Source organism: Leifsonia sp. NPDC058248 (genome assembly GCF_042881905.1).
GTDB lineage: Bacteria > Actinomycetota > Actinomycetes > Actinomycetales > Microbacteriaceae > Leifsonia.
This window is the reverse complement of sequence record NZ_JBHVXB010000009.1, coordinates 34,624-53,449: the sequence shown is the minus strand read 5'-3', so window position 1 is coordinate 53,449 and position 18,826 is coordinate 34,624. Positions and strand designations below refer to the sequence as shown.

The 18,826-nt window shown below is 68.5% G+C and carries 20 protein-coding genes; 10 read left to right on the top strand and 10 right to left on the bottom strand.

The features are described from left to right. Window positions 1-10: 10 nt before the first annotated feature. A complete protein-coding gene (locus ACFVV5_RS15025) occupies window positions 11-1,039 on the bottom strand; it encodes a LacI family DNA-binding transcriptional regulator (protein ID WP_387245690.1) in 1,029 nt (342 codons plus the stop codon). Between the two features lie 164 nt (window positions 1,040-1,203). Here ACFVV5_RS15025 and ACFVV5_RS15020 point away from each other — a divergent pair, with 164 nt between their 5' ends. The 5 genes from ACFVV5_RS15020 to ACFVV5_RS15000 are packed head-to-tail and all read left to right on the top strand — an operon-like array spanning window position 1,204 to window position 7,247. Next, window positions 1,204-2,502 carry an extracellular solute-binding protein gene (locus tag ACFVV5_RS15020; protein WP_387245688.1) on the top strand — a complete coding sequence of 433 codons (1,299 nt, stop codon included), beginning with the start codon at window positions 1,204-1,206 and terminating at the stop codon, window positions 2,500-2,502. An 18-nt stretch (window positions 2,503-2,520) separates the two neighbouring features. Continuing rightward, the gene (locus ACFVV5_RS15015; protein ID WP_387245686.1) at window positions 2,521-3,456 is read left to right on the top strand and encodes a carbohydrate ABC transporter permease; all 936 of its coding nucleotides are present in this window, start codon (window positions 2,521-2,523) and stop codon (window positions 3,454-3,456) included. Next, window positions 3,456-4,352: a carbohydrate ABC transporter permease gene (locus ACFVV5_RS15010; protein ID WP_387245684.1), complete on the top strand. Its 897-nt coding sequence runs from the start codon at window positions 3,456-3,458 to the stop codon at window positions 4,350-4,352. The genes ACFVV5_RS15015 and ACFVV5_RS15010 overlap by 1 nt, the downstream gene beginning before the upstream one ends. A 13-nt stretch (window positions 4,353-4,365) precedes the next feature. Beyond that, window positions 4,366-6,279 (top strand): glycoside hydrolase family 127 protein, encoded by a 1,914-nt coding sequence (locus tag ACFVV5_RS15005; RefSeq protein WP_387245682.1) that lies wholly within the window; start codon window positions 4,366-4,368, stop codon window positions 6,277-6,279. After that, window positions 6,270-7,247 (top strand): NAD-dependent epimerase/dehydratase family protein, encoded by a 978-nt coding sequence (locus ACFVV5_RS15000; RefSeq protein ID WP_387245679.1) that lies wholly within the window; start codon window positions 6,270-6,272, stop codon window positions 7,245-7,247. Before ACFVV5_RS15005 ends, ACFVV5_RS15000 begins: the two co-directional genes overlap by 10 nt. Here ACFVV5_RS15000 and ACFVV5_RS14995 read toward each other — a convergent pair. Next, window positions 7,237-7,632, bottom strand: a complete 396-nt coding sequence (locus tag ACFVV5_RS14995; RefSeq protein ID WP_387245676.1) for a hypothetical protein — start codon at window positions 7,630-7,632, stop codon at window positions 7,237-7,239. The genes ACFVV5_RS15000 and ACFVV5_RS14995 overlap by 11 nt on opposite strands. Before the next feature lie 386 nt (window positions 7,633-8,018). Beyond that, a complete protein-coding gene (locus ACFVV5_RS14990) occupies window positions 8,019-8,486 on the bottom strand; it encodes a hypothetical protein (RefSeq protein WP_387245673.1) in 468 nt (155 codons plus the stop codon). Between the two features lie 210 nt (window positions 8,487-8,696). Here ACFVV5_RS14990 and ACFVV5_RS14985 point away from each other — a divergent pair, with 210 nt between their 5' ends. Genes ACFVV5_RS14985 through ACFVV5_RS14975 form a run of 3 tightly spaced genes read left to right on the top strand, consistent with a single transcriptional unit; the run spans window position 8,697 to window position 10,806 of the window. After that, window positions 8,697-9,284, top strand: a complete 588-nt coding sequence (locus ACFVV5_RS14985) for a GNAT family N-acetyltransferase (RefSeq protein WP_387245670.1) — start codon at window positions 8,697-8,699, stop codon at window positions 9,282-9,284. A gap of 26 nt (window positions 9,285-9,310) precedes the next feature. Then, entirely contained in the window at window positions 9,311-10,000 is a 690-nt protein-coding gene (locus ACFVV5_RS14980; protein WP_387245667.1) for a TetR/AcrR family transcriptional regulator, read from the top strand. Window positions 10,001-10,056: 56 nt separating this feature from the next. Then, the gene (locus ACFVV5_RS14975) at window positions 10,057-10,806 is read left to right on the top strand and encodes an SDR family oxidoreductase (RefSeq protein WP_387245663.1); all 750 of its coding nucleotides are present in this window, start codon (window positions 10,057-10,059) and stop codon (window positions 10,804-10,806) included. Between the two features lie 57 nt (window positions 10,807-10,863). Here the strand turns inward: ACFVV5_RS14975 and ACFVV5_RS14970 are convergent, their stop codons facing one another. The 7 genes from ACFVV5_RS14970 to ACFVV5_RS14940 all read right to left on the bottom strand — a co-directional run bounded on the left by ACFVV5_RS14970 (window position 10,864) and on the right by ACFVV5_RS14940 (window position 17,306). Continuing rightward, window positions 10,864-12,216: an MFS transporter gene (locus ACFVV5_RS14970; RefSeq protein WP_387245660.1), complete on the bottom strand. Its 1,353-nt coding sequence runs from the start codon at window positions 12,214-12,216 to the stop codon at window positions 10,864-10,866. Between the two features lie 50 nt (window positions 12,217-12,266). Beyond that, window positions 12,267-12,746: an RpiB/LacA/LacB family sugar-phosphate isomerase gene (locus tag ACFVV5_RS14965; RefSeq protein ID WP_387245657.1), complete on the bottom strand. Its 480-nt coding sequence runs from the start codon at window positions 12,744-12,746 to the stop codon at window positions 12,267-12,269. A gap of 8 nt (window positions 12,747-12,754) precedes the next feature. Then, window positions 12,755-13,696 (bottom strand): ribokinase, encoded by a 942-nt coding sequence (locus tag ACFVV5_RS14960; protein ID WP_387245654.1) that lies wholly within the window; start codon window positions 13,694-13,696, stop codon window positions 12,755-12,757. After that, on the bottom strand, window positions 13,693-14,682 hold the full coding sequence (locus ACFVV5_RS14955; RefSeq protein ID WP_387245651.1) for a LacI family DNA-binding transcriptional regulator: 990 nt from the start codon (window positions 14,680-14,682) through the stop codon (window positions 13,693-13,695). The genes ACFVV5_RS14960 and ACFVV5_RS14955 overlap by 4 nt, the downstream gene beginning before the upstream one ends. Before the next feature lie 93 nt (window positions 14,683-14,775). Beyond that, window positions 14,776-15,636 carry a fumarylacetoacetate hydrolase family protein gene (locus ACFVV5_RS14950; protein WP_387245648.1) on the bottom strand — a complete coding sequence of 287 codons (861 nt, stop codon included), beginning with the start codon at window positions 15,634-15,636 and terminating at the stop codon, window positions 14,776-14,778. Between the two features lie 46 nt (window positions 15,637-15,682). Beyond that, window positions 15,683-16,570 carry an SMP-30/gluconolactonase/LRE family protein gene (locus ACFVV5_RS14945; protein ID WP_387245645.1) on the bottom strand — a complete coding sequence of 296 codons (888 nt, stop codon included), beginning with the start codon at window positions 16,568-16,570 and terminating at the stop codon, window positions 15,683-15,685. 100 nt (window positions 16,571-16,670) lie between these two features. Next, on the bottom strand, window positions 16,671-17,306 hold the full coding sequence (locus tag ACFVV5_RS14940) for a TetR/AcrR family transcriptional regulator (RefSeq protein ID WP_387245642.1): 636 nt from the start codon (window positions 17,304-17,306) through the stop codon (window positions 16,671-16,673). Window positions 17,307-17,374: 68 nt separating this feature from the next. On the opposite strand from ACFVV5_RS14940, the gene ACFVV5_RS14935 reads away from it, so the two are divergent. Together ACFVV5_RS14935 and ACFVV5_RS14930 are read left to right on the top strand one after the other, a co-directional pair. Next, a complete protein-coding gene (locus ACFVV5_RS14935; protein WP_387245639.1) occupies window positions 17,375-17,866 on the top strand; it encodes a nuclear transport factor 2 family protein in 492 nt (163 codons plus the stop codon). Next, on the top strand, window positions 17,863-18,777 hold the full coding sequence (locus ACFVV5_RS14930) for an SDR family oxidoreductase (protein WP_387245636.1): 915 nt from the start codon (window positions 17,863-17,865) through the stop codon (window positions 18,775-18,777). The genes ACFVV5_RS14935 and ACFVV5_RS14930 overlap by 4 nt, the downstream gene beginning before the upstream one ends. Window positions 18,778-18,826 lie beyond the last annotated feature (49 nt).

Below are 18,826 nucleotides of genomic sequence, written 5' to 3'. Positions count from 1 at the left end.
TCGACCGGCGCTACGACTCGAGCGCGGTGGATGCTCGGACCACGAGGCGGCAGGGGAGCGATTCGATGCCCGATTGCTCGTCTCCGTCCATGGCCGCGAAGAGTCGCTGGGCGGCCTGACGACCCAGCTCCTCCAGGTTCATGTCGACGCTGGTGAGCTGGGGACGTGACTCGGTCGTGAGCGTCTCCCAGTTGTCGAAACCCATCACCGCGACATCCACTGGAACTCGGATTCCCTTCTCGCGGAGGATGTCCAGAGCGCCTCGGGCGATCTGGTCGTTGCCGCAGATGATGCCGTCGAGGTCCGGATGCTGGTCGAGCAGGGCCAGCGTCGCCGTGCGGCCCCACGACTCGGACCAACTGCCGTAGACGGCATCGCCGGCGACGAGATCCAGCCCCGCGGCCAGAAGCGTTTCGCTGATGCCGGCGGCACGGTCGCGGGCGGCGACGTAACCGCGTTCTCCCGTGATGTGGGCGATGCGCCGGCGGCCCGTCGAGATCAGGTGCTGGGCGGCCAGCACGCCGGCCCCGACGTTGTCGGGCACGAGCGACAGGTCGCGCGGGTCGTCGGACGGCCCGTAGACGTAGACGACCGGTACGGGGAGGTCCCGGCCGAGCGAGCGCCGAGGGTCGGTGTTGGCGCCGAGGACGATGAGCCCGTCGACGCGACGGCCGAGAAGGGCCTGCAGGTGGTACTGCAGGCGGATGGAGTCGCCACGGGCGTCGCACAGGAACACGGACATCCGGCCGGTGCCGAACGCATCCTCTGCGCCGGTGAGGATCGGGATGCTGAAGCGACCGATCAGGTCGTCGGTGAGCATTCCGACGGTGCCCGTCTGGCCCGCGAGGAGTCCCTGTGCCATCGGGTTCGGCCGGAATTTGATCCGGTGGGCGGCCTCCAGAACACGGGTGCGCGTATCCGGATGCACCTGCCCGCGGTTGTTCAGAGCTTTCGAAGCGGTGGCGATGGACACGCCCGACAGCGCGGCGACATCCTTCAGCGTCGGGTTGCGCACGCGACCTTCGTCGACCTCGTCCATCGCGATCCTCTCGCCCTCGCCGTTTCCGAAACGGTTTCAGTGAGTACATCATAGACAGTTGACGAGCGGTTCTGGGTGAGGTAAATTGCTGGCAACTCGTCACGAAAAGGTTTTCGGTAAGTTTCGGTGGCGCGTATGTAATCACGTCCAACGAAGGATCAATGATGAATTTCAACGAAGAACGACGCTCCATCACCCACAACAGGAGTCGCCCCCGCATCCGGCTCGGCCTCATGGCCGGTGCGATCGCTGCGGCCGCAGGCCTCATCCTCTCCGGCTGTTCGGGGACGAGCGGATCGTCGACCGGCGGTGGTTCCAACACCCTGACGGTGTGGCACTACTTCAGCGATCCCAACCAGGTGAAGGTCATGACCGACTACGCCGACCTGTTCCAGAAGGACAACAAGGGCATCACGGTCAAGAACGTGTACGTGCCGTACGACCAGCTGGACCAGAAGCTCATCGCGTCGGCCGGTGCCAAGACCGGCCCCGACGTCGTCGTGTTCAACGGCGCCGACGCGAGCAACCTCGCACTGGCGGGCACCCTCGCGCCGCTCGACGCGAAGTGGTCGTCGTTCGCCGACAAGGGTCAGTTCCCCGAGTCCGTGGTGCACAAGCTCAACGGCAAGACGTACGCGGTGCAGGGTTACGTGAACCTCCTCGGGCTCTGGTACAACAAGGACATCCTCGATTCGCTGAAGATCACCCCGCCGACCACGATGGACGAGCTGAACGGTGCGCTGGCCAAGGTGAAGGCTGCAGGCAAGTCCGGCATCACCCTTTCGGGCCTCCCCAACTCGCAGGGCGAATGGCAGGCATACCCCTGGCTCACGGCAGCCGGATTCGACCTCAGCAAGCCGTCGACCGACGCGCTCAAGACGGGCTTCTCGACCGTCGCGGACTGGGTCGACAAGGGATACCTCTCCAAGGAGGCCACCACCTGGGACCAGACGGTGCCTTTCCAGAAGTTCGCCGCCGGTGGCGTCGCCTTCGCCGAGAACGGCAACTGGCAGCTCGCGACCGCGAAGTCGACGGCCAAGTTCGCCTACGGTGTGGCGCCTCTCCCGCTGGGCGGCTCGGGCAAGGTCTACCTCGGCGGTGAAGGCGAGGGCATCGGCGCTTTCAGCAAGAACCAGGATCTCGCGTGGAAGTACCTGCAAGAGACGTACTACTCGAGCGCGGGTCAGCTGATCGCGCTGAAGGACTCCGGAACGATCCCGGCGCGGGCAGACACGGCCTCGAACGCCGCGGTCACTGGTGACCCGCTGGTCAAGCCGTTCGCCGACTCCATCAAGTCGATGGGTGCCAACTACCCGAGCGACTCCGTTCCGCCCGCGAGCGTCGCCAACCAGCAGCTCGCCGGCGGCCAGGCGTGGAGCTCGGTCCTCGGAGGGTCGTCGTCGCCGTCCGACGCAGCCGCCAAGTACAAGCAGGCACTCGACCAGCTTCTGAGCGCCAAATAGCCACGACTGGTGCCGACGATGACTACCGCACAAGAATCATCCCGCAGTTCCGCCGTCCCCTCGTCGGTGCCGTCCGCACGCCGGAGGAGGCGTTCGACCCACGGACGCCTCCTCTACGTGCTCCCCGCCGGAATCGTCCTCGCGGTGCTGGCCGCCTTCCCCCTGGTCCAGCTCGTGCGGATGAGTGTGAGCGCCGTGACCTCGGCCACACTGAACACCGACTGGGCGTTCGTGGGACTGCAGAACTTCGTGAACGGCTGGGAGCAGGGGGACACCCAGAACGCCATCGTGAACACCGCGATCTTCGTGGTCGTCGTCACGGTGCTCGGACTCGCCGGCGGTTTCGCAGCCGCGGTCGCTCTGCGCTCCAACACCAAGGGGTCGGCCATCCTGCTCGGGCTGATGGTGTTCGTGTGGGCGCTTCCCCCCGTCGTCAACGGCAGTGTGTGGAAGTTCCTCTTGGGCGACAACGGTCTGTTCAACTCCGTCTTCCATCTGTTCGGAGCGCAGTCCTTCCCCTTCCTCTACGACACCCGGTTCGCGCTGCTCTCCGTGGCGCTGGTCAACTCGTGGGCGATCATCCCGTTCAACGCCTTGGTCTTCCGGGCCGCGATCCTCGGCATCCCCGCCGAGGTGTACGAGGCGGCACAGCTCGACGGGGCAAGCCCGTGGCAGGAGATCCGCCACATCATGATGGCCGCCGTGCGGCCGACCACCCTGGTTCTCGCCGTGCTCACCATCGTCTATGCCTTCCGCAGCTTCGACTTCATCTACGTGATGACGTACGGAGGCCCCGGAAAGACGACGAACACCTTGCCGTTCCTCGGTTACCTTCAAGCCTTCGTCCGCTTCGACTTCGGACTCGGGTCGTCCACCGCGATCATCGCCGTTCTCTTCGTGATCGTTCTCGCCGTCATCTACGCACGCAGCGTGCGTAAGGAGGAATCGGACTGATGACCGCCATCCCGCCACCCAGCCAGACCATCTCCAACGCGCGCGTTCCCGCAACCCGCGGCAACCGCCGCCGGAGCTCGACCCACCAGCGGGCGCCCCTGGCCGTGCTCTCCCGTGTCATCCTGTTCTTCATCTACGGTGTGCCGGTGCTCTGGATCCTCCTCACGTCGATCAAGAACCCCGGAGACGTGCTCTCCGACAAGGCGGCGTTCTTCTTCACGCCGACTCTGGATGCGTATACGAACGTCTTCAAATCGGGCGGCCTGTTCGAGGCGCTCGGTCAGTCGTTCACGATCGCCGCTGGAACGACCATCCTGACGCTGGCGGTCGCCATCCCGGCCGGTTACGGACTGGCCCGGGTGGGCGGCCGAATCACGACCATCTGCCTCGGCCTCCTGATCGTCCTCCAGATGGTTCCTCAGACGGCGAACGTCATCCCGCTCTTCCAGATCTTCGGAACCTGGGGGCTGCTCGACACGACGTTCGGTGTGATCCTCGCCGACACCGCGCTGCTCATCCCTTTCGCCGTCTTGCTCATGCGGCCGTTCTTCCGCGCGGTGCCGGAGGCACTCGAAGAGGCCGCGTCCATCGACGGCGCCTCCACCTGGCGTGCGTTCCGATCCGTCGTGCTGCCCGTCGCCCGCAACGGTGTCGCGACCGCCGCGACCCTCGTGTTCCTGCTGTCGTGGGGTGAATTCCTCTACGCCGTCAACTTCCTGCTCACGCCGGGCAAGTACCCGCTGAGCGCCCTTCTGGCCCAGCAGGTGTCGGCGTTCGGCATCAACTGGCCCGGACTCATGGCGCTCGCCGTCATCACATCCATCCCGATCCTGGTGCTGTTCGCCTGCACCTACCGACTACTGCGTGAGGGACTCACCCTCGGCGCGGTGAAATGACTTGGAGACCCACGTGACCTCAACATCCCTGCGCCTGGATCGCGGACGCCCCGTCGCTCCGTCCGAAGGCGTTCTGCGCCCGCTCGGCATCGACGACGTCCGCATCCGCAGCGGGTTCTGGGCGGACCGCCAGGCCCTGAACGCCCAGGCACTCATCGAGCACTGCGAATACTGGGTCGAGCGCGCCGGATGGGTCGCCAACTTCGACGCCGCGCGGGAAGGGCGGCTCCCGCAAGCCCATACGGGTCGCGAGTTCGCCGACTCCGACGTCTACAAGCTGCTCGAGGCGATGGCGTGGGAGATCGGCCGAACCGGCGACGAGGCCATGAACGCGCGGTTCCAGGCGATCGTGGAGCGCATCGCGCCGGTCCAGGAACCCGACGGATACCTCAACACGTTCTTCGGGCGGCCGGGGCAGGCGCCCCGCTACAGCGACCTCGAATGGGGGCACGAGCTCTACTGCTACGGTCACCTGATCCAGGCGGCCATCGCGCGCGGCCGTACTGTCGGCGCGGACGACCTCGTCGACATCGCCACGCGCGCTGCGGACCACGTGGTGGACACGTTCGGGGTCGGCGGGATCGAACGCGTCTGCGGGCATCCGGAGATCGAGGTGGCCCTGGCGGAATTCGCCCGGTACACGGGGGACGACAAGTACCTCGAGCAGGCCCGTCTCTTCATCGAACGGCGCGGCCACCACACCCTCGCCGACATCGAATTCGGCCGCCAGTACTTTCAGGACGAGACGCCGCTGCGCGAAACGGACGTCATGAGCGGCCACGCCGTGCGCGCCCTGTACCTGGCGGCCGGAGGCATCGACCTCGCCGTCGAAACGCACGACCACGACCTCCTGGAGGCGCTCGAACGCCAGGTGGCCAACACGGTGGCGAAGCGCACGTACATCACCGGTGGCATGGGCGCGCACCACGAAGGCGAATCGTTCGGACTGGACTTCGAGTTGCCGCCCGACCGCTCCTATTCCGAGAGCTGCGCCGGTGTCGGATCGGTGATGGTCAACTTCCGTCTGCTGCTCGCGACCGGAGACTCCCGCTACGCCGACGTCATCGAGCGCACCCTCTACAACGTGGTCGCCGGCTCGCCGGGAGAGGAGGGAACCTCCTTCTTCTACACGAACACCCTGCACCAGCGCGTTCCAGGTGCGACGCCGCCCGCCGACGAGCAGAGCCCTCGGGCCTCGTCGAGTCTGCGCGCACCCTGGTTCGAGGTCTCGTGCTGCCCCACCAACGTCGCACGCACCTTCGCTTCGCTGGGCACCTACGTGGCGACCAACTCACCCGACGGACTGCAGCTCCACCAGTTCGCGACGAGCGAGATCCGCGGCGAGGTCGCGGATGGCGCGGTCGCCGTCAGAGTCGAGACCGATTACCCGCTCGACGGTACGGTGCGCATCACCGTGACCGAGAGCGTCGACTCCGAATGGGAGCTGGCGATCCGGGTGCCCGGTTGGGCACGCACCGGTGCGCAGCTCGTGGTCGGGGGAGAGCAGCCGGCAGACGTCGCTCCTGGTACGGCGAAGGTGCGGCGCCGTTTCGCGGTCGGTGACACCGTCGAACTCCGGCTTGACGTCTCCCCGCGATTCACCTACCCCGACCCGAGGATCGACGCGGTGCACGGAAGCGTCGCCGTCGAGTCCGGCCCCCTGGTGCTGTGCGTCGAATCGGTTGACCTGCCCGAGGGGATGAGCGTGAACGAGCTGCGGATCGATGGCGGAAGCGACCCGCGCGTGCGTGACGGTCGAACAGTGGTCTCCGCGCGTGCGGTCGGGTTCGAGTCGCGTGAGTGGCCGTACGTGGGCGGGCCCGACGAGCCGGTCGACACCGGCGCGTTCGAGATCGCACTCACTCCCTACTATCACCGCGCAAACCGCGGACCCGCGACGATGAGAGTGTGGATGCCATGCGCGTAGTAGTGATCGGGGCCACGGGCCATGTCGGCGGCTACCTCGTCCCACGCCTCGTGCGGGCCGGCCATCAGGTCGTCGCCGTCAGCCGCGGACGGAGCGTGCCATATCATCCGGACCCCGCGTGGCATTCTGTGGAACGGGTGCAGCTCGATCGTGAGCAACGGGAGGCGGACGGCACCTTCGGCGGCCGGATCGCCGACCTGAAGGCCGACGCAGTCATCGACATGGTGTGCTTCACCAAGCCATCGGCCGAGCAGCTCGTCGACGCCCTGCGAGGGCGGGTGCAGCTCCTGCTCAGCTGCGGGACAGTGTGGGTGCACGGCCCGGCGACCGCGGTACCGCTCGCTGAGGATGAGGCCCGGCAACCGTTCGGCGACTACGGCGTCGGCAAACACGAGATCGAGCAGTTCCTGCTGGCCGAGGCCCGGACGCCGGGCGGTCTGCCCTCCACCGTGCTGCATCCGGGCCACATCACCGGACCCGGCTGGGACATGATCAACCCGGCCGGCAACCTCGATCTCGAGGTCTGGAGCCGTCTCGCGCGCGGGGATGAGGTCGTGCTGCCGAACTTCGGGCTGGAGACCGTGCATCATGTGCACGCGGACGACGTCGCGCAGGGCTTCCAGCTTGCTCTCGACAACCCGGCCGCTTCGGTCGGCGAGGGCTTCCATCTCGTCTCCGATCGCGCGCTCACCCTGCGCGGCTACGCCACCGCCGTCGCCGGCTGGTTCGGCAGGGAGGCGAATCTGCGGTTCGAGCCCTTCGACCGTTTCGCGGAGTCGACGCCGGCCCAGCACGCACAGGCGACCTGGGAGCACGTCTCGCGAAGCCCTTCGATCAGCACCGAGAAGGCGCGGCGCCTCCTCGGCTATTCGCCCCGCTACACCTCGCTGCAGGCTGTCGCCGAGGCGCTGCAGTGGTTGATCGACGACGGGCAGGTTGTGGTCGACGGACGTGTGCTCAGGAGCTGATCTCCCGGCCGTGGGCAGTGACCGCGTAGATGATCAGGACGTCGATCGTAATGATGATGAGCGACCACCACGGTTGGGCGGGGATGAGGAGCAGCTGTTCGATGGCGCTGAGGGCGGCGAGGATCACGGCGACCACTCGCGCCCAGGTGGCACCGCCGAGCAGGGCGGCGGCCGTTGCGATGAACAGCACGGCCGCGATGAGGTTCCACCAGCCGTGACCGTTGACGCTCATCACGAACAGGCCGAAGCGGGTGACATTGAAGTAACCGGATGGGGCGAACAGCGCGACCAGGGCCTCCAGAAGGCTGAAGAGGCCATTGAGCAGCAGGATCACTCCGGCGAACCCGACCCAACCGACCCAACGCGTTGACTGTGTGGTGCTCATCATCGACCTGCTCTCGTGTCCGTAGCATGCCTCGACCCTCGACGCTGTGACCAGACGCTATCGCCGCCGCGATCCCGACGGCATCACCCGGAACGGATGACAACCGCGAGCATCCGGTCGACGGCATCCGGATGGGGATCGAGACAGGCCACGGCAGAGAAAGGGTCCCGAAATACCGCGCCGGAAAGGGTGAGGCGGCGTTTCGGGACCCTTTGTCCGGATGCACGCGCGGCGCGCAGAGGCCGCGAACCCTGTGGGGATGCCGGCCGGTCGTGTCTCGGGTGAACCGTTCGGGTCGGCTCCACAGTCGCGGCCGGGCATCCCCGGGGTCAGGAATCACGCTAACGCCGAGTCGGGCGTGTCCTCAAATAGGAGGACAGAAACCGTCAACTCTTGACGGGGTCGCGACCGTCGCCGCCGGTCCCATCGCCGGCGCCGGCAGCACAGACATGCGACCGGATCCACTCGCCGGTGTCGCCGAGGGCGAGGTCGCCACTGCGGATTCCGCGCGCGAAGGCGAGGGCCACATCCGTCAGGCGTCCGTCCGCCGAGTCGGGGGCGTCGCGGCCCACGTGGATCGAGAGCCACCGGGTGAGGCGCGGACCGATGCGCGCGGAGACCGCGACGATCCCCGCGAAGTGCCGGGCCTGTCCGTTCGTGCCGTCGTCGAGGTGACGCCGGAACCCTCGCCCGGACAGGCGGTTGCTGCCGCCGGTCGCCGCATCGAGCGCCCAGAACGGGCCGCGGCGCACCCCGCCAGCCTCCGCTCCCAGGTCGATGAGGAAGCGACGCGGCGTCGGCGCGGTCGACGCGATGCGCGTCGAGGTGTCAACGAGGTCGGAGCACGCATCCATGCCTCAACGCTAGGCGAGTCTGAACCGATTCTGAAAACACCCCCAGTCGCGCTCGCGCCGATCCCAGCGGGGTCACAGTCGGCCCATAGCGGCCGACGAGGTTCTGTGCCGATGCTGACAGGACCTCAGAAAGAAGGTCCTGTCGCGATGGTGTTGTCCCTCTCTCATCGGCCCCGCCTGCTGCGCGGGGCGTACCTGGACTCTCCCGTAGTGGCGCCCGTGCTGCGCACGCCCCGGCTGGTGTTGCGACCGCACCGGATGAGCGACGTGGAGGCGTGGCTGCGCATCGAGCGCGATTCGAGCATCCAGGCCAACCTTCACTGGCCGGAGCGCGATCGACGCCAGATGATCACTCACCTGCGGGATCGCACGCGCAAGACCGTGCTCCGCCAGGCCGGCGACTTTCTCGCTCTCGCGGTCGAGCTCGACGGGGAGGTGATCGGCGATGTCTCGATGCATCTGCGCACGGTGGCGCCGGAGTCCCGGTCGGCCGAGGTGGGCTGGTTGCAGCTGTCGCGGTATCGGGGTCAGGGGTTTGCGACCGAGGCGGCCGAGGCGCTTCTGACTTTCGCCTTCCGGACGCTCGGCACGCGCTGGGTGACCGCGCTGGTCGACGCGAACAACGAACGCTCGATGGCGCTGGCTGTGCGGCTCGGCTTCGCCCGCGTGGCGCAGACCGGATGCACGGTGACGTTCCTCGCGACGGGTGCGCCGACGACCGTGAACGGTAGTGAGACCACCGCGAACGGCACCGACAGCACCGTGTTATCGACGATACGCGAAGAACGTTGTCTTTGATAACATAATCTGTTATCGTTGATCACATGGACACACGTTCGCGGATCATCGAGGTCACGGCAGCACTGCTCGCGCAATCGGCCGACGCCGACGTCTCGACGCGTGCGGTGTGCGAAGCCGCCGGGGTCCAGCAGCCCGTGATCTACCGGCTGTTCGGCGACAAAGACGGCCTCCTGGCCGCCGCGGTCGACTACGGGTTCGAGCAGTACCTCGCGAGCAAGCGCGCCGCGGTCCCGTCGGCAGACCCCGTCGCCGACCTGCGATCGGGGTGGGATGCCCACACGGCGTTCGCCCTCTCGAACCCGAGCCTCTACCGGCTCATGTACGCGCCGGGACTCACGGCGGTGCCCGAAGCGGTCGGAGAAGCCCACGGGCTCCTGCGCACCGTCCTCGACCGCTGCGCCGAAGCAGGACGACTCACCGTGTCGTCCGATGTCGGCGCGCAGATGGTGATGTCTGCCAACAGCGGCATCGCCCTCGCACTGATCACGCGGCCCTCGATCTACATCGATCCCGCGATCTCCGACCGGGTGCGCGAGGCCACCCTGTCGGCGATCCTCACGCCCGACGGCCCGGACGCTCGCCCGGTCGGACTCGCGGCGGCGGCATCGACGATCGGGTCGATCATCCGGACCGAACCGCCGGTCTCGTTGACGCGCGGCGAGCGCGCGCTGCTCGGCGAGTGGATGTCCCGCCTGGCCGATTCCGGCCGCTGAAACAGCCACAACCTCACAACTTCACGACTTCACAGCTACACCGCAAGGAGAACGACATGTCAGACATCACAAACACCCGCGAAACCCGCGTCGCCCTCGTCACCGGCGGCTCCGGCGGCATCGGCCGCGCCGTCGCCGAACGGCTCGCGAAAGACGGGATGGCCGTGGCCGTCCACTACGCAGGCAACCAGGCGAGGGCGGATGAGACCGTCGCCGCGATCACGGCGGCAGGCGGCACAGCGATCGCCATCGGGGGAGACGTCGCCGACGAGGCCGAGATGACCGAGGCGTTCGATGCCGTCGAGCGCGAGTTCGGCGGCATCGACGTGCTGGTCAACACGGCAGGCATCATGCTGCTCGCTCCACTCGTCGACTTCGATCTGGATGCTCTCGACAGGATGCATCGCACGAACATCCGGGGCACGTTCGTCGTGAGCCAGCAGGCCGCCCGCCGGGTGCGTGCCGGGGGCGCCATCATCAACTTCTCGACGACGGTCACGAAACTCGCCGTCCCCGGTTACACCGCCTACGCGGCGAGCAAGGGCGCGGTCGACGCGATGACCCTCATCCTGGCCAAGGAGCTCCGCGGCCGCGACATCACCGTCAACGCGGTCGCTCCGGGCCCCACGGCCACGCCGCTGTACTTCGACGGCAAAGACGAGGCGACCATCCAGGCGGCGGCCAAGGCGGCACCGCTCGAGCGGCTCGGCACGCCGGACGACATCGCCGAGGCCGTCGCCTTCCTCGCCGGTCCCGCGCGCTGGGTGAACGGCCAGATCGTCTACGTCAACGGCGGCGTCATCTGAGACGGACGACCCGGCCTCGTCACGAACACGTGACGAGGCCGGGTCGTTGTTCGTCGGCTATGCAGTGACCTTCGCGTCGTCGGAGCGAGCGGCCTGGACGAGCAGCTCGACGCGCTCGCGCTCCTGAGGTCCCCAGGTCTCACGGGTGCACAGGATGCCCACGAGGCCGATCACCGCGGCCGCCATATAGAGGATCGCGGCTCCCGGCCAGTCGAACTTGGTGGTCAGCAGGGCGGCGATCAACGGCGCGAAACCGCCGAGCGACGCTGCGACCTGGTAGCCGATCGACGCCCCCGAGGTGCGTGTGCTCGTGCGGAACTGCTCGGTGAGCAGCGCCCCTTGCGTTCCGGTCAGGGAGGCGTGGATGACGCCGATCCCGAACACGAAGACCATGATGATCAGCGACGGCACTCCGTCATTGGTCAGCAGGTACATGGGGAAGGCGAACAGCAGCGCGACGACGCACGCGGCGATGTACAACGGCCGGCGGCCGATCCGATCACTGAGGCTGCCGGCGAGGAAGGTGGTGACGATGGCCACCACGCTGGCGATCGAGATGCCGGCGAGGGCGGTGCTCCGGGCATCCGGGTGGTTGCTGGAGATGTAGTTGAGAAGGTACGTGGCCGTCAGGTAGTACGCGAACGATTCGACGATGCGGAGCGCGATGACCCGCAGAACGCCGCGCCAGTCGTTGCGCAGGGTGGCCAGGAACGGGTTCTTCTCGACCTCTCCCTTCGCTTTCGCCGCCTCGAACTCCGGCGACTCGGAGAGCCGCGCCCGCACGATCAGGCCGGCGATGACGAGCACGGCGCTCGCCAGGAACGGTACGCGCCAGGCCCAGTCGCCCGGCAGGTTCGAGCACGCGAGGAACATGAGGCTCGCGAGGGCGATGCCGAGCGGGTTGCCCGACTGCGGGATGGCGGCGAACATGCCGCGCCGGTTCCACGGGGCGTGCTCGTACGCCATGGTGACGGCGCCGCCCCACTCCGCTCCGAACGCGAGCCCCTGGATCATCCGGATGACCACCAGCAGCACGGGCGCGAGCAGACCGACCTGGGCATAGGTGGGCAGGAGACCGATGAGGAACGTCGCCGACCCCATGACGAGCATCGCCGCGACGAGCACCGGCTTGCGGCCGAACCGGTCGCCCAGGTAGCCGCCGACCGCGCCGCCGATGGGTCGCATCAGGAATCCGACGGCGAGTGTCGCGAAGGCGAGGATGGTGCCGACGACCGGGTCCTCCCCGGGGAAGAACACGGCCCCGAAGTAGAGGGCCGAGGCTGTGCCGTAGGCGATGAAGTCGTAGTTCTCGACGCTGGTGCCCACGGCCGCGGCGATCGCGGTCTTGATCCGGTCCGGTGAGCCGAGGGCGGCTTTCGGCCGGTCTCGGTCGATTGTCGTCAGTTCCATCGGGATTAATCTCCTTTGATTGTGATTGGTGGTGCTGGGGATACGACGGCCTAAGCGAGCGGAGGGCTCTCCAGGTAGACGTCGAGAGACTCGCGCTCCAGGCGGTCGAGCTTGCCCACGCGGCGCACGGTGTCGGCGTCGTCGTCGAAGGTCGCGGTCAGGAAGCGTTCGAGGATGTCGTGGACGAGGGCCCGAGGCACGAGCCAGGCGCCCATCGCGATCATGTTGGCGTCGTCGTGCTCGACGGCCTGGTGCGCCGAGTACGGCTCGTGGGTGAGAGCGCACCGGATGCCGTCGATCTTGTTCGCCGCCATGATCGCCCCCGCGCCGGTGCCGCACACGAGGACGCCGCGATCGGCGTCGCCGGCGATCACGCGAGCGCACGTGATGGCGGTGATGTCGGGGAAGTCGACGGGTTGCTCGCTCTGCGTCCCGCAGTCGATCACCTCGTGTCCGAGGGATTCGAGTTCGTTGCGCACGAACTCCTTGAGCGGGAATCCGGCGTGATCCGCTCCGAGTGCGACTCTCATACGTGTGCTCATTCCTGGTCGATGGTGCGCTCGAACTCGTGGACCTCCGAGCGCGTCGGTATGGAGGGACTCGCGCCACGGCGGGTCACGGCGAGGGATGCGGCGCTCGCCGCGTGGTGGCAGGCGTCGGTGAATCGGCGCTCGCCGTGCACCAGCGCTGCCGCGAGATAGCCGACGAAGGTGTCGCCCGCCGCTGTCGTGTCGACGGCGTCGACTCTCGGCGCCGCGACGTGGCCGCTCTCGGCGCGCGTGCGGAAGTACACGCCATGCGCACCGGCTGTGCAGACCACGGCGACACCGGTCGCGTCCGCCAGGCGGTCCACCTCGGTCTGGAGGCCGGCGCCCGCATGGAGCCCGTGCAACGACGCCAGTGCGCGCAGTTCCTCCTCATTGACCACGATGATGTCCGCGGGTGGGATCTGCTCGGCGGCGACGGGAGCCGGCGCCGCATTCCAGATGACGCGCAGACCTCGATCGTGCGCAGCCCGGGCGGCCGACACCGACAGCACGGGTGGGATCTCGTTCTGCAGCACGACGATGTCGCCGGGGCGGCATTCGCTCAGGCCGGCGCTCACCGTCGCCTGCGCGAGGTGCCCGTTGGCGCCGGGGGAGAGCACGATCCGGTTCTCGCCCGTGCGGTCGACGAGCACGACCGCCGACCCGGACGGTCGGCCGGCGATTCGGGAAAGATGACGTGTGTCCACTCCCGCCCGGTCGAGCGAATCGGCGATGGTCTGGCCCGCGTCGTCGTCGCCGAGCGCCCCGACCATGCTGACGGCCGCTCCCGCTCGCGCCGCTGCGATGGCCTGGTTGCCGCCCTTGCCGCCGACGGCGAAGTCGCTCTCCAGAGCAGTGACCGTCTCGCCTGCGCGCGGCGCGGCCGTCAATCGGTACACCGAGTCGAGGTTGAGGCTTCCGACCACGAGCACGCGCGCGGCGGCGGCGCTCACCGCTCACCCCGCGGTGCCGAGCGATCGATGAAGCGAGTGGGAAGCACCACCGACTCCACCTGCTCGCCGTCGATGGCGGCGAGCAGCATGCGCACGGCTTCGCCTGCCATCGTGCCCGGGTCATTGCTCACGGAGGAGATCGGCAGGTGCAACTGGCCGAAGATCTCGAGGTCGTCGAACGACACGAGCTCGATGTCCGCTGGGTCGGCCCGCGGGCCCAAGGCGGCATATGCTCCGAGCGCCATGAGTCCGTCTGCCGCGAGGATGGCGGTGGGGCGATCGGCCAGCTCGAGCATCCGGAGTGCCGCGTCGGTGCCGCTCTCGGCGCGGAAGTCGCCCTCGATGACGAGCAGTGGGTCGTTGTCGAGGCCGAACTCCGCCCGCAGCTCGTCGATGGCGGCCAGTCGGGCGGCGCCGGTCGAGACAGAGGTGGGTCCGGCGATGTAGCCCACGCGGGTGTGACCGCGTCGGCGGAGGTGCTCGAGTGCCGACCGGATGCCACCCGCGTTGTCGACGGTGACGCTGGGGACGGTGTGGCTGCGCAGGGTGCGGTCGACGAACACCACCGGGGTGCCGTCGTCCAGGATGCGGCCCAGCTCGGGGTTGTTCTCGCTCTGCGGGGTCATCAGGACCCCGTCGACCTGCTGGGAGGCGAAGGCGTCGAGGTAGCGCTGCTCTTGATCCGCATCCTCGTTCGCGTTGGCGAGGAGGCACAGGTAGCCGTGCTCGCCGGCCGCGTGCTCCGCGGCATGGGCGAGTTCGGAGAAGAAGGGGTTGCGGACGTCGGAGACCAGGAGTCCGAGGGTCTGGGTGCGCGAACCGCGCAGGGACCGCGCCCGGGCGTTCATCCGATAGCCGAGTGCGGCGGCTGCTGCGGTGACGCTCGCTCGGGATTCTTCCGACGTCGCGGCATGGCCGGCGAGCACCCGGGAGGCGGTCCCGACGGACACGCCTGCGGCGTTCGCTACATCTCGTATCGTCGGCATTGACTCTCCCGCTCGTGGAACCGGTTCCATGGAAACGGTTCCATCGTGCCGTAGGAGGTCGGACGTGTCAAGCCGACGCTGGTCGGGTACCCGTCAGCGCGGCCCCACCACGGACTGCCGTTGCGAGCCGAGCCCCGAGATCCCGAGTTCCATGACGTCACCGGGCTGCAGCCAGATCGGCGGCGTGAACCCCATGCCGACCCCGGGCGGCGTGCCGGTGTTGATCAGGTCTCCGGGCTCCATCACCAGGAATTGGCTGAGGTAGTGGATGATGACGTACGGGTCGAAGATCATGGTCGAGGTGGACCCCGTCTGGCGCCGCGTCCCGTTCACGTCGAGCCAGAGGTCGAGCGACCGCACGTCGCCGATCTCGTCCGGGGTGACGAGCCACGGTCCGGCCGGGTTGAAGGTCTCGGCCGACTTGCCCTTCGACCACTGCCCGCCGCGCTCCATCTGGAACGCCCGCTCGCTGACATCGTTCACCACGGTGTACCCGGCGATCGCGTCCTTCGCGTCGTCGACGCTGTCGAGGTAGCTGGTGCGCTTGCCGATGACGATGCCCAGCTCGACCTCCCAGTCGGGTTTCGTCGAGCCGCGGGGGATCCGCACGTCGTCGTCGGGGCCGATCAGCGTGTTGGGCGACTTCGTGAAGAGGATCGGCTCGGCCGGGACCGCCTGACCCGTCTCGGCGGCGTGGTCGCTGTAGTTGAGGCCGATGCAGAGGATCTGGTGCGGGCGTGCGATCGGTGCGCCGATCCGTTCTCCCGCGAACGCGGTGAGCTCGCCGGCGTTCGCCTTGCGCTCGACGACGGCCCGCAGCTCGTCGAGTCCGCCGGAGCCGAAGAACTGCTCGTCGAAGTCGCGGACCGTGTCGGACACGTCGACGTACGAGTCCGCGTCGATCCGGACGACGGGTCGTTCCGCTCCGGGCTCTCCGATGCGCATGAGGTACATGGGTGTTTCTCCTGGGTAGTGGGCGTGCGGGTGGGGTGAGTAGAGCTCAGTTGCCGGATGCCGGGCCGGACCACGGTGTCGTTGGAACGCCGGTCGTTTCGACGGCGACGGTGAAGAGCAGGCCGGCATCCGGGTATTCGAGGAGCTGCTCCCGGGTGAGGTCCCTCCGGGCCGTGGTGATGAGGAGCATCCGGAGGTCGGGCCCGATGAACGCCACGCTCGAGGTGTGGGGCGCCGGCACCCGGACGCGGTGGACGATCGACCCGTCCGCCGCATAGCACCGGACTTCGCCTGCGCCCCAGATCGCGACCCACAGGTTGCCGTCGACGTCGGCGCACAGCCCGTCGGGCGAGCCGTCGGTTACCTCGAGGTGCACGGATCGAGTGCCGACGGCGCCGCTGGCCGCGTCGTACGGTCGCGCCCAGATCGTGGCCGCTCCAGTGTCCACGCTGTACAGCGTGCCGCCGTCCGGCGACCAGGCCAGCCCGTTCGAGAGCTGGAGGTCGTCGTCGAGCACGGTCAGCCCGCCGTCGACGCGCACCAGCCGTTCCTCACCCGAGCGGTCGTCGAGGCTGAGCGTGCCGATCAGAAAGCGGCCGGCCGGGTCGACGGCGCCGTCGTTGGTCCTGCTCCGGATGCCCGGCGGGACGATCCGGTCCGCCACCCGTCGTTCGCCGGAGGGGTCGATGACGATCAGCTCCTCCTGGCCGGCGACGAGGAGACTGCCGTCGACGCCGGGGACGACCGCGCCGACCATCTGATCGAACTGGTGACGCCTGGTCGTGAAGATCGCCGAGCCTTCGATACGCCCCTCGAACACGGTGCCCTCGACGATGTCGACCCAGAGGACGCGCCGGCGTTCGGCGTCCCAGACCGGCCCTTCGCCGAGCGTGTACGTCTCGTCGGATGCGCGCTTCGCGGTGTAGTCCGTCATCGGTCGTCGGCCCGGTCGTCGACGCCGGCGGCCTCAGCGGGCAGCAGGTACATGGTGTTCCAAACACTAGACCCGGATTCCGCGAACGGGAAAAACTGTTTCAGAGCAGTGCTGACGCGAGCGCGTTCGCGATGAAGTCCGCGTACGCCTCGAGCGACCAGCCGCGGGAGACGACCAGGCTGTGGAACACGTCGTCGGCCGTGTAGAACCACATCACGTCGGCGGCGTGCTCCGTGCTCAGGCCGGCGCCGAGGAAGCCGCGGCTCTGCAGGACTTCGGCGTTGTGCCGCATCCGGTCGTAGCGTTCGCTCTCGACGTCGTGAAGCAGCGCGGACATCGCGCTGTCGCCGCCGGCAGCGGCTTCCCGGATGAGGCGCATCACCGGGGCGGTCAGAGGGGCGACCTCGCCGCTGAGCTCTCCGAACCGGTGGAAGAGCGCGCGAGCATCCGGCGCCTGAAGCTGGGCGGAGTCGGAGCGTTCCTCGGCGGGGGAGGGGGCGCTCCCGAGGAGGCTGCGCTCGAAGATGGCCCGGACGATTCCCGGCTTTCCGCCGAACGACTTGTAGACCGTCTCGGCTGAGACCCCGGAGGCGGAGGCGATGGCGGCCACCGTGGTCGGAGCGTAGCCATCGGCGATGAAGAGCGCGCGAGCGTGTTCGAGGATGTCGTCGCGTCGCCGCACCGCGCGCGCCTGGCGACCGGTGGCGTCGTAGGGGCGCCGTTCCTTGCTTGTCATCGGCATCGAGCGTAGACTCCAATTTAGATACAGTGCACTATATCGAATATGTGGTGCGGGAGGCAATGATGCCGGATACGAACGCGATCCCCGATGACTCGCTGGGAGTGGTCACCCGGCTGCTCGACGCGACCAACGCCCATGACCTGGTCGGGCTGACGGCCTGCTTCGCCGCCGACTACGTCAACGAGACGCCCGCCCATCCGCTCCGCGGCTTCACCGGCAGCGAGCAGGTGCGCGCCAACTGGTCGCAGCTCTTCGCGAGCATCCCGGACCTGAGGGCGAGCATCGTCCGCAGCACGGTCGACGACTCCGACGGCGACGTCGTCTGGTCGGAGTGGCGGATGACCGGAACCCGCCCGGACGGCTCGGCGCACGAGCTGGCGGGCACGATCGTCTTCACCGTGCGCGACGGCGAGATCGTTCACGGCACCTTCGCCCTGGAGCCCGTCGAGCGCCGCACCGGCGACATCGACGACAACATCCGGCGGGTGGCGGCCGGGCCGGGCCGTGCGGCCGGGCCGGGCGGTGCAGCCGGGCACGGCGGGGCGACGCCATGACCGTGCTGGTGGTGGGCGGCACCGGACGGCTGGGACGCCTCCTCGTGCGATCGCTGACCGCGGAGGGCGAACGGATCCGCGTGCTCACCCGCGACCCCGCCGCTGCCGGCGCATTGCGTGCGCAGGGCGTGGAGGCGGTCGTCGGCGACCTGCGAGACCCCGGCGCCGTGCGGCGAGCGGTCGCCGGATGCGCAGCCATCGTGGCCGCCGCGTCCGGCTTCGGCCCCATGGGAACGTCGTCGCCGCAGAACGTCGACCGCGACGGCAACCTCGCGCTGTTCGAGGCGGCGCGGCAGGCCGGCGTGGATCAGGTCGTGCTCGTCTCGATGCACGGCGCGGCTCCGGATGCTCCGCTGGAGCTGTTGCGCATGAAGTACGCCGCCGAGCAGGCTCTGATCGCGTCGGGTGTGAGCTGGACGATCATCCGGCCCACCGCCTTTCTCGAGACCTACCTCGACGTGGTCGCGCAGCCGATGCGGCGCCGGGGTGCGACGCTCGTCTTCGGGCGAGGGGACGTGGCCGTCGATTTCGTGTCCGTCACCGACGTCGCGGCGCTGATCCGTGTTGCTCTGCGCGACCCGGGGCTGCGCGGTCGCGCGATCGACTGGGGCGGTGCCGAGCACACGCTGAACGAGCTGTCGGATGCGATCCACGCGGCAGCGGGAAGACCGGGGCCGACCCGGCACGTGCCTCTGACGCTGCTGCGCGTGGCGTCCGTCGTGGCGCGGCCGTTCTCGCCGTTCGCCTCCCGGGTCACGCAGGCCGCGGTCGAGCTGTATGTGAGGCCGGCGAGGTTCGACTCCGGTCCCGAGCGGGCTCGGCATCCGGAGCTCCCCGTCACCTCCCTTGCCGCGGCGATCGCCGCAGAGTGGCCGGAGGGGCGGCCCCTGGACCGCCGGCCGGCGAGCTGACGCGACAGTCCTGACCGGCACCCCCATCCGGCACCACGGGCGGATACGC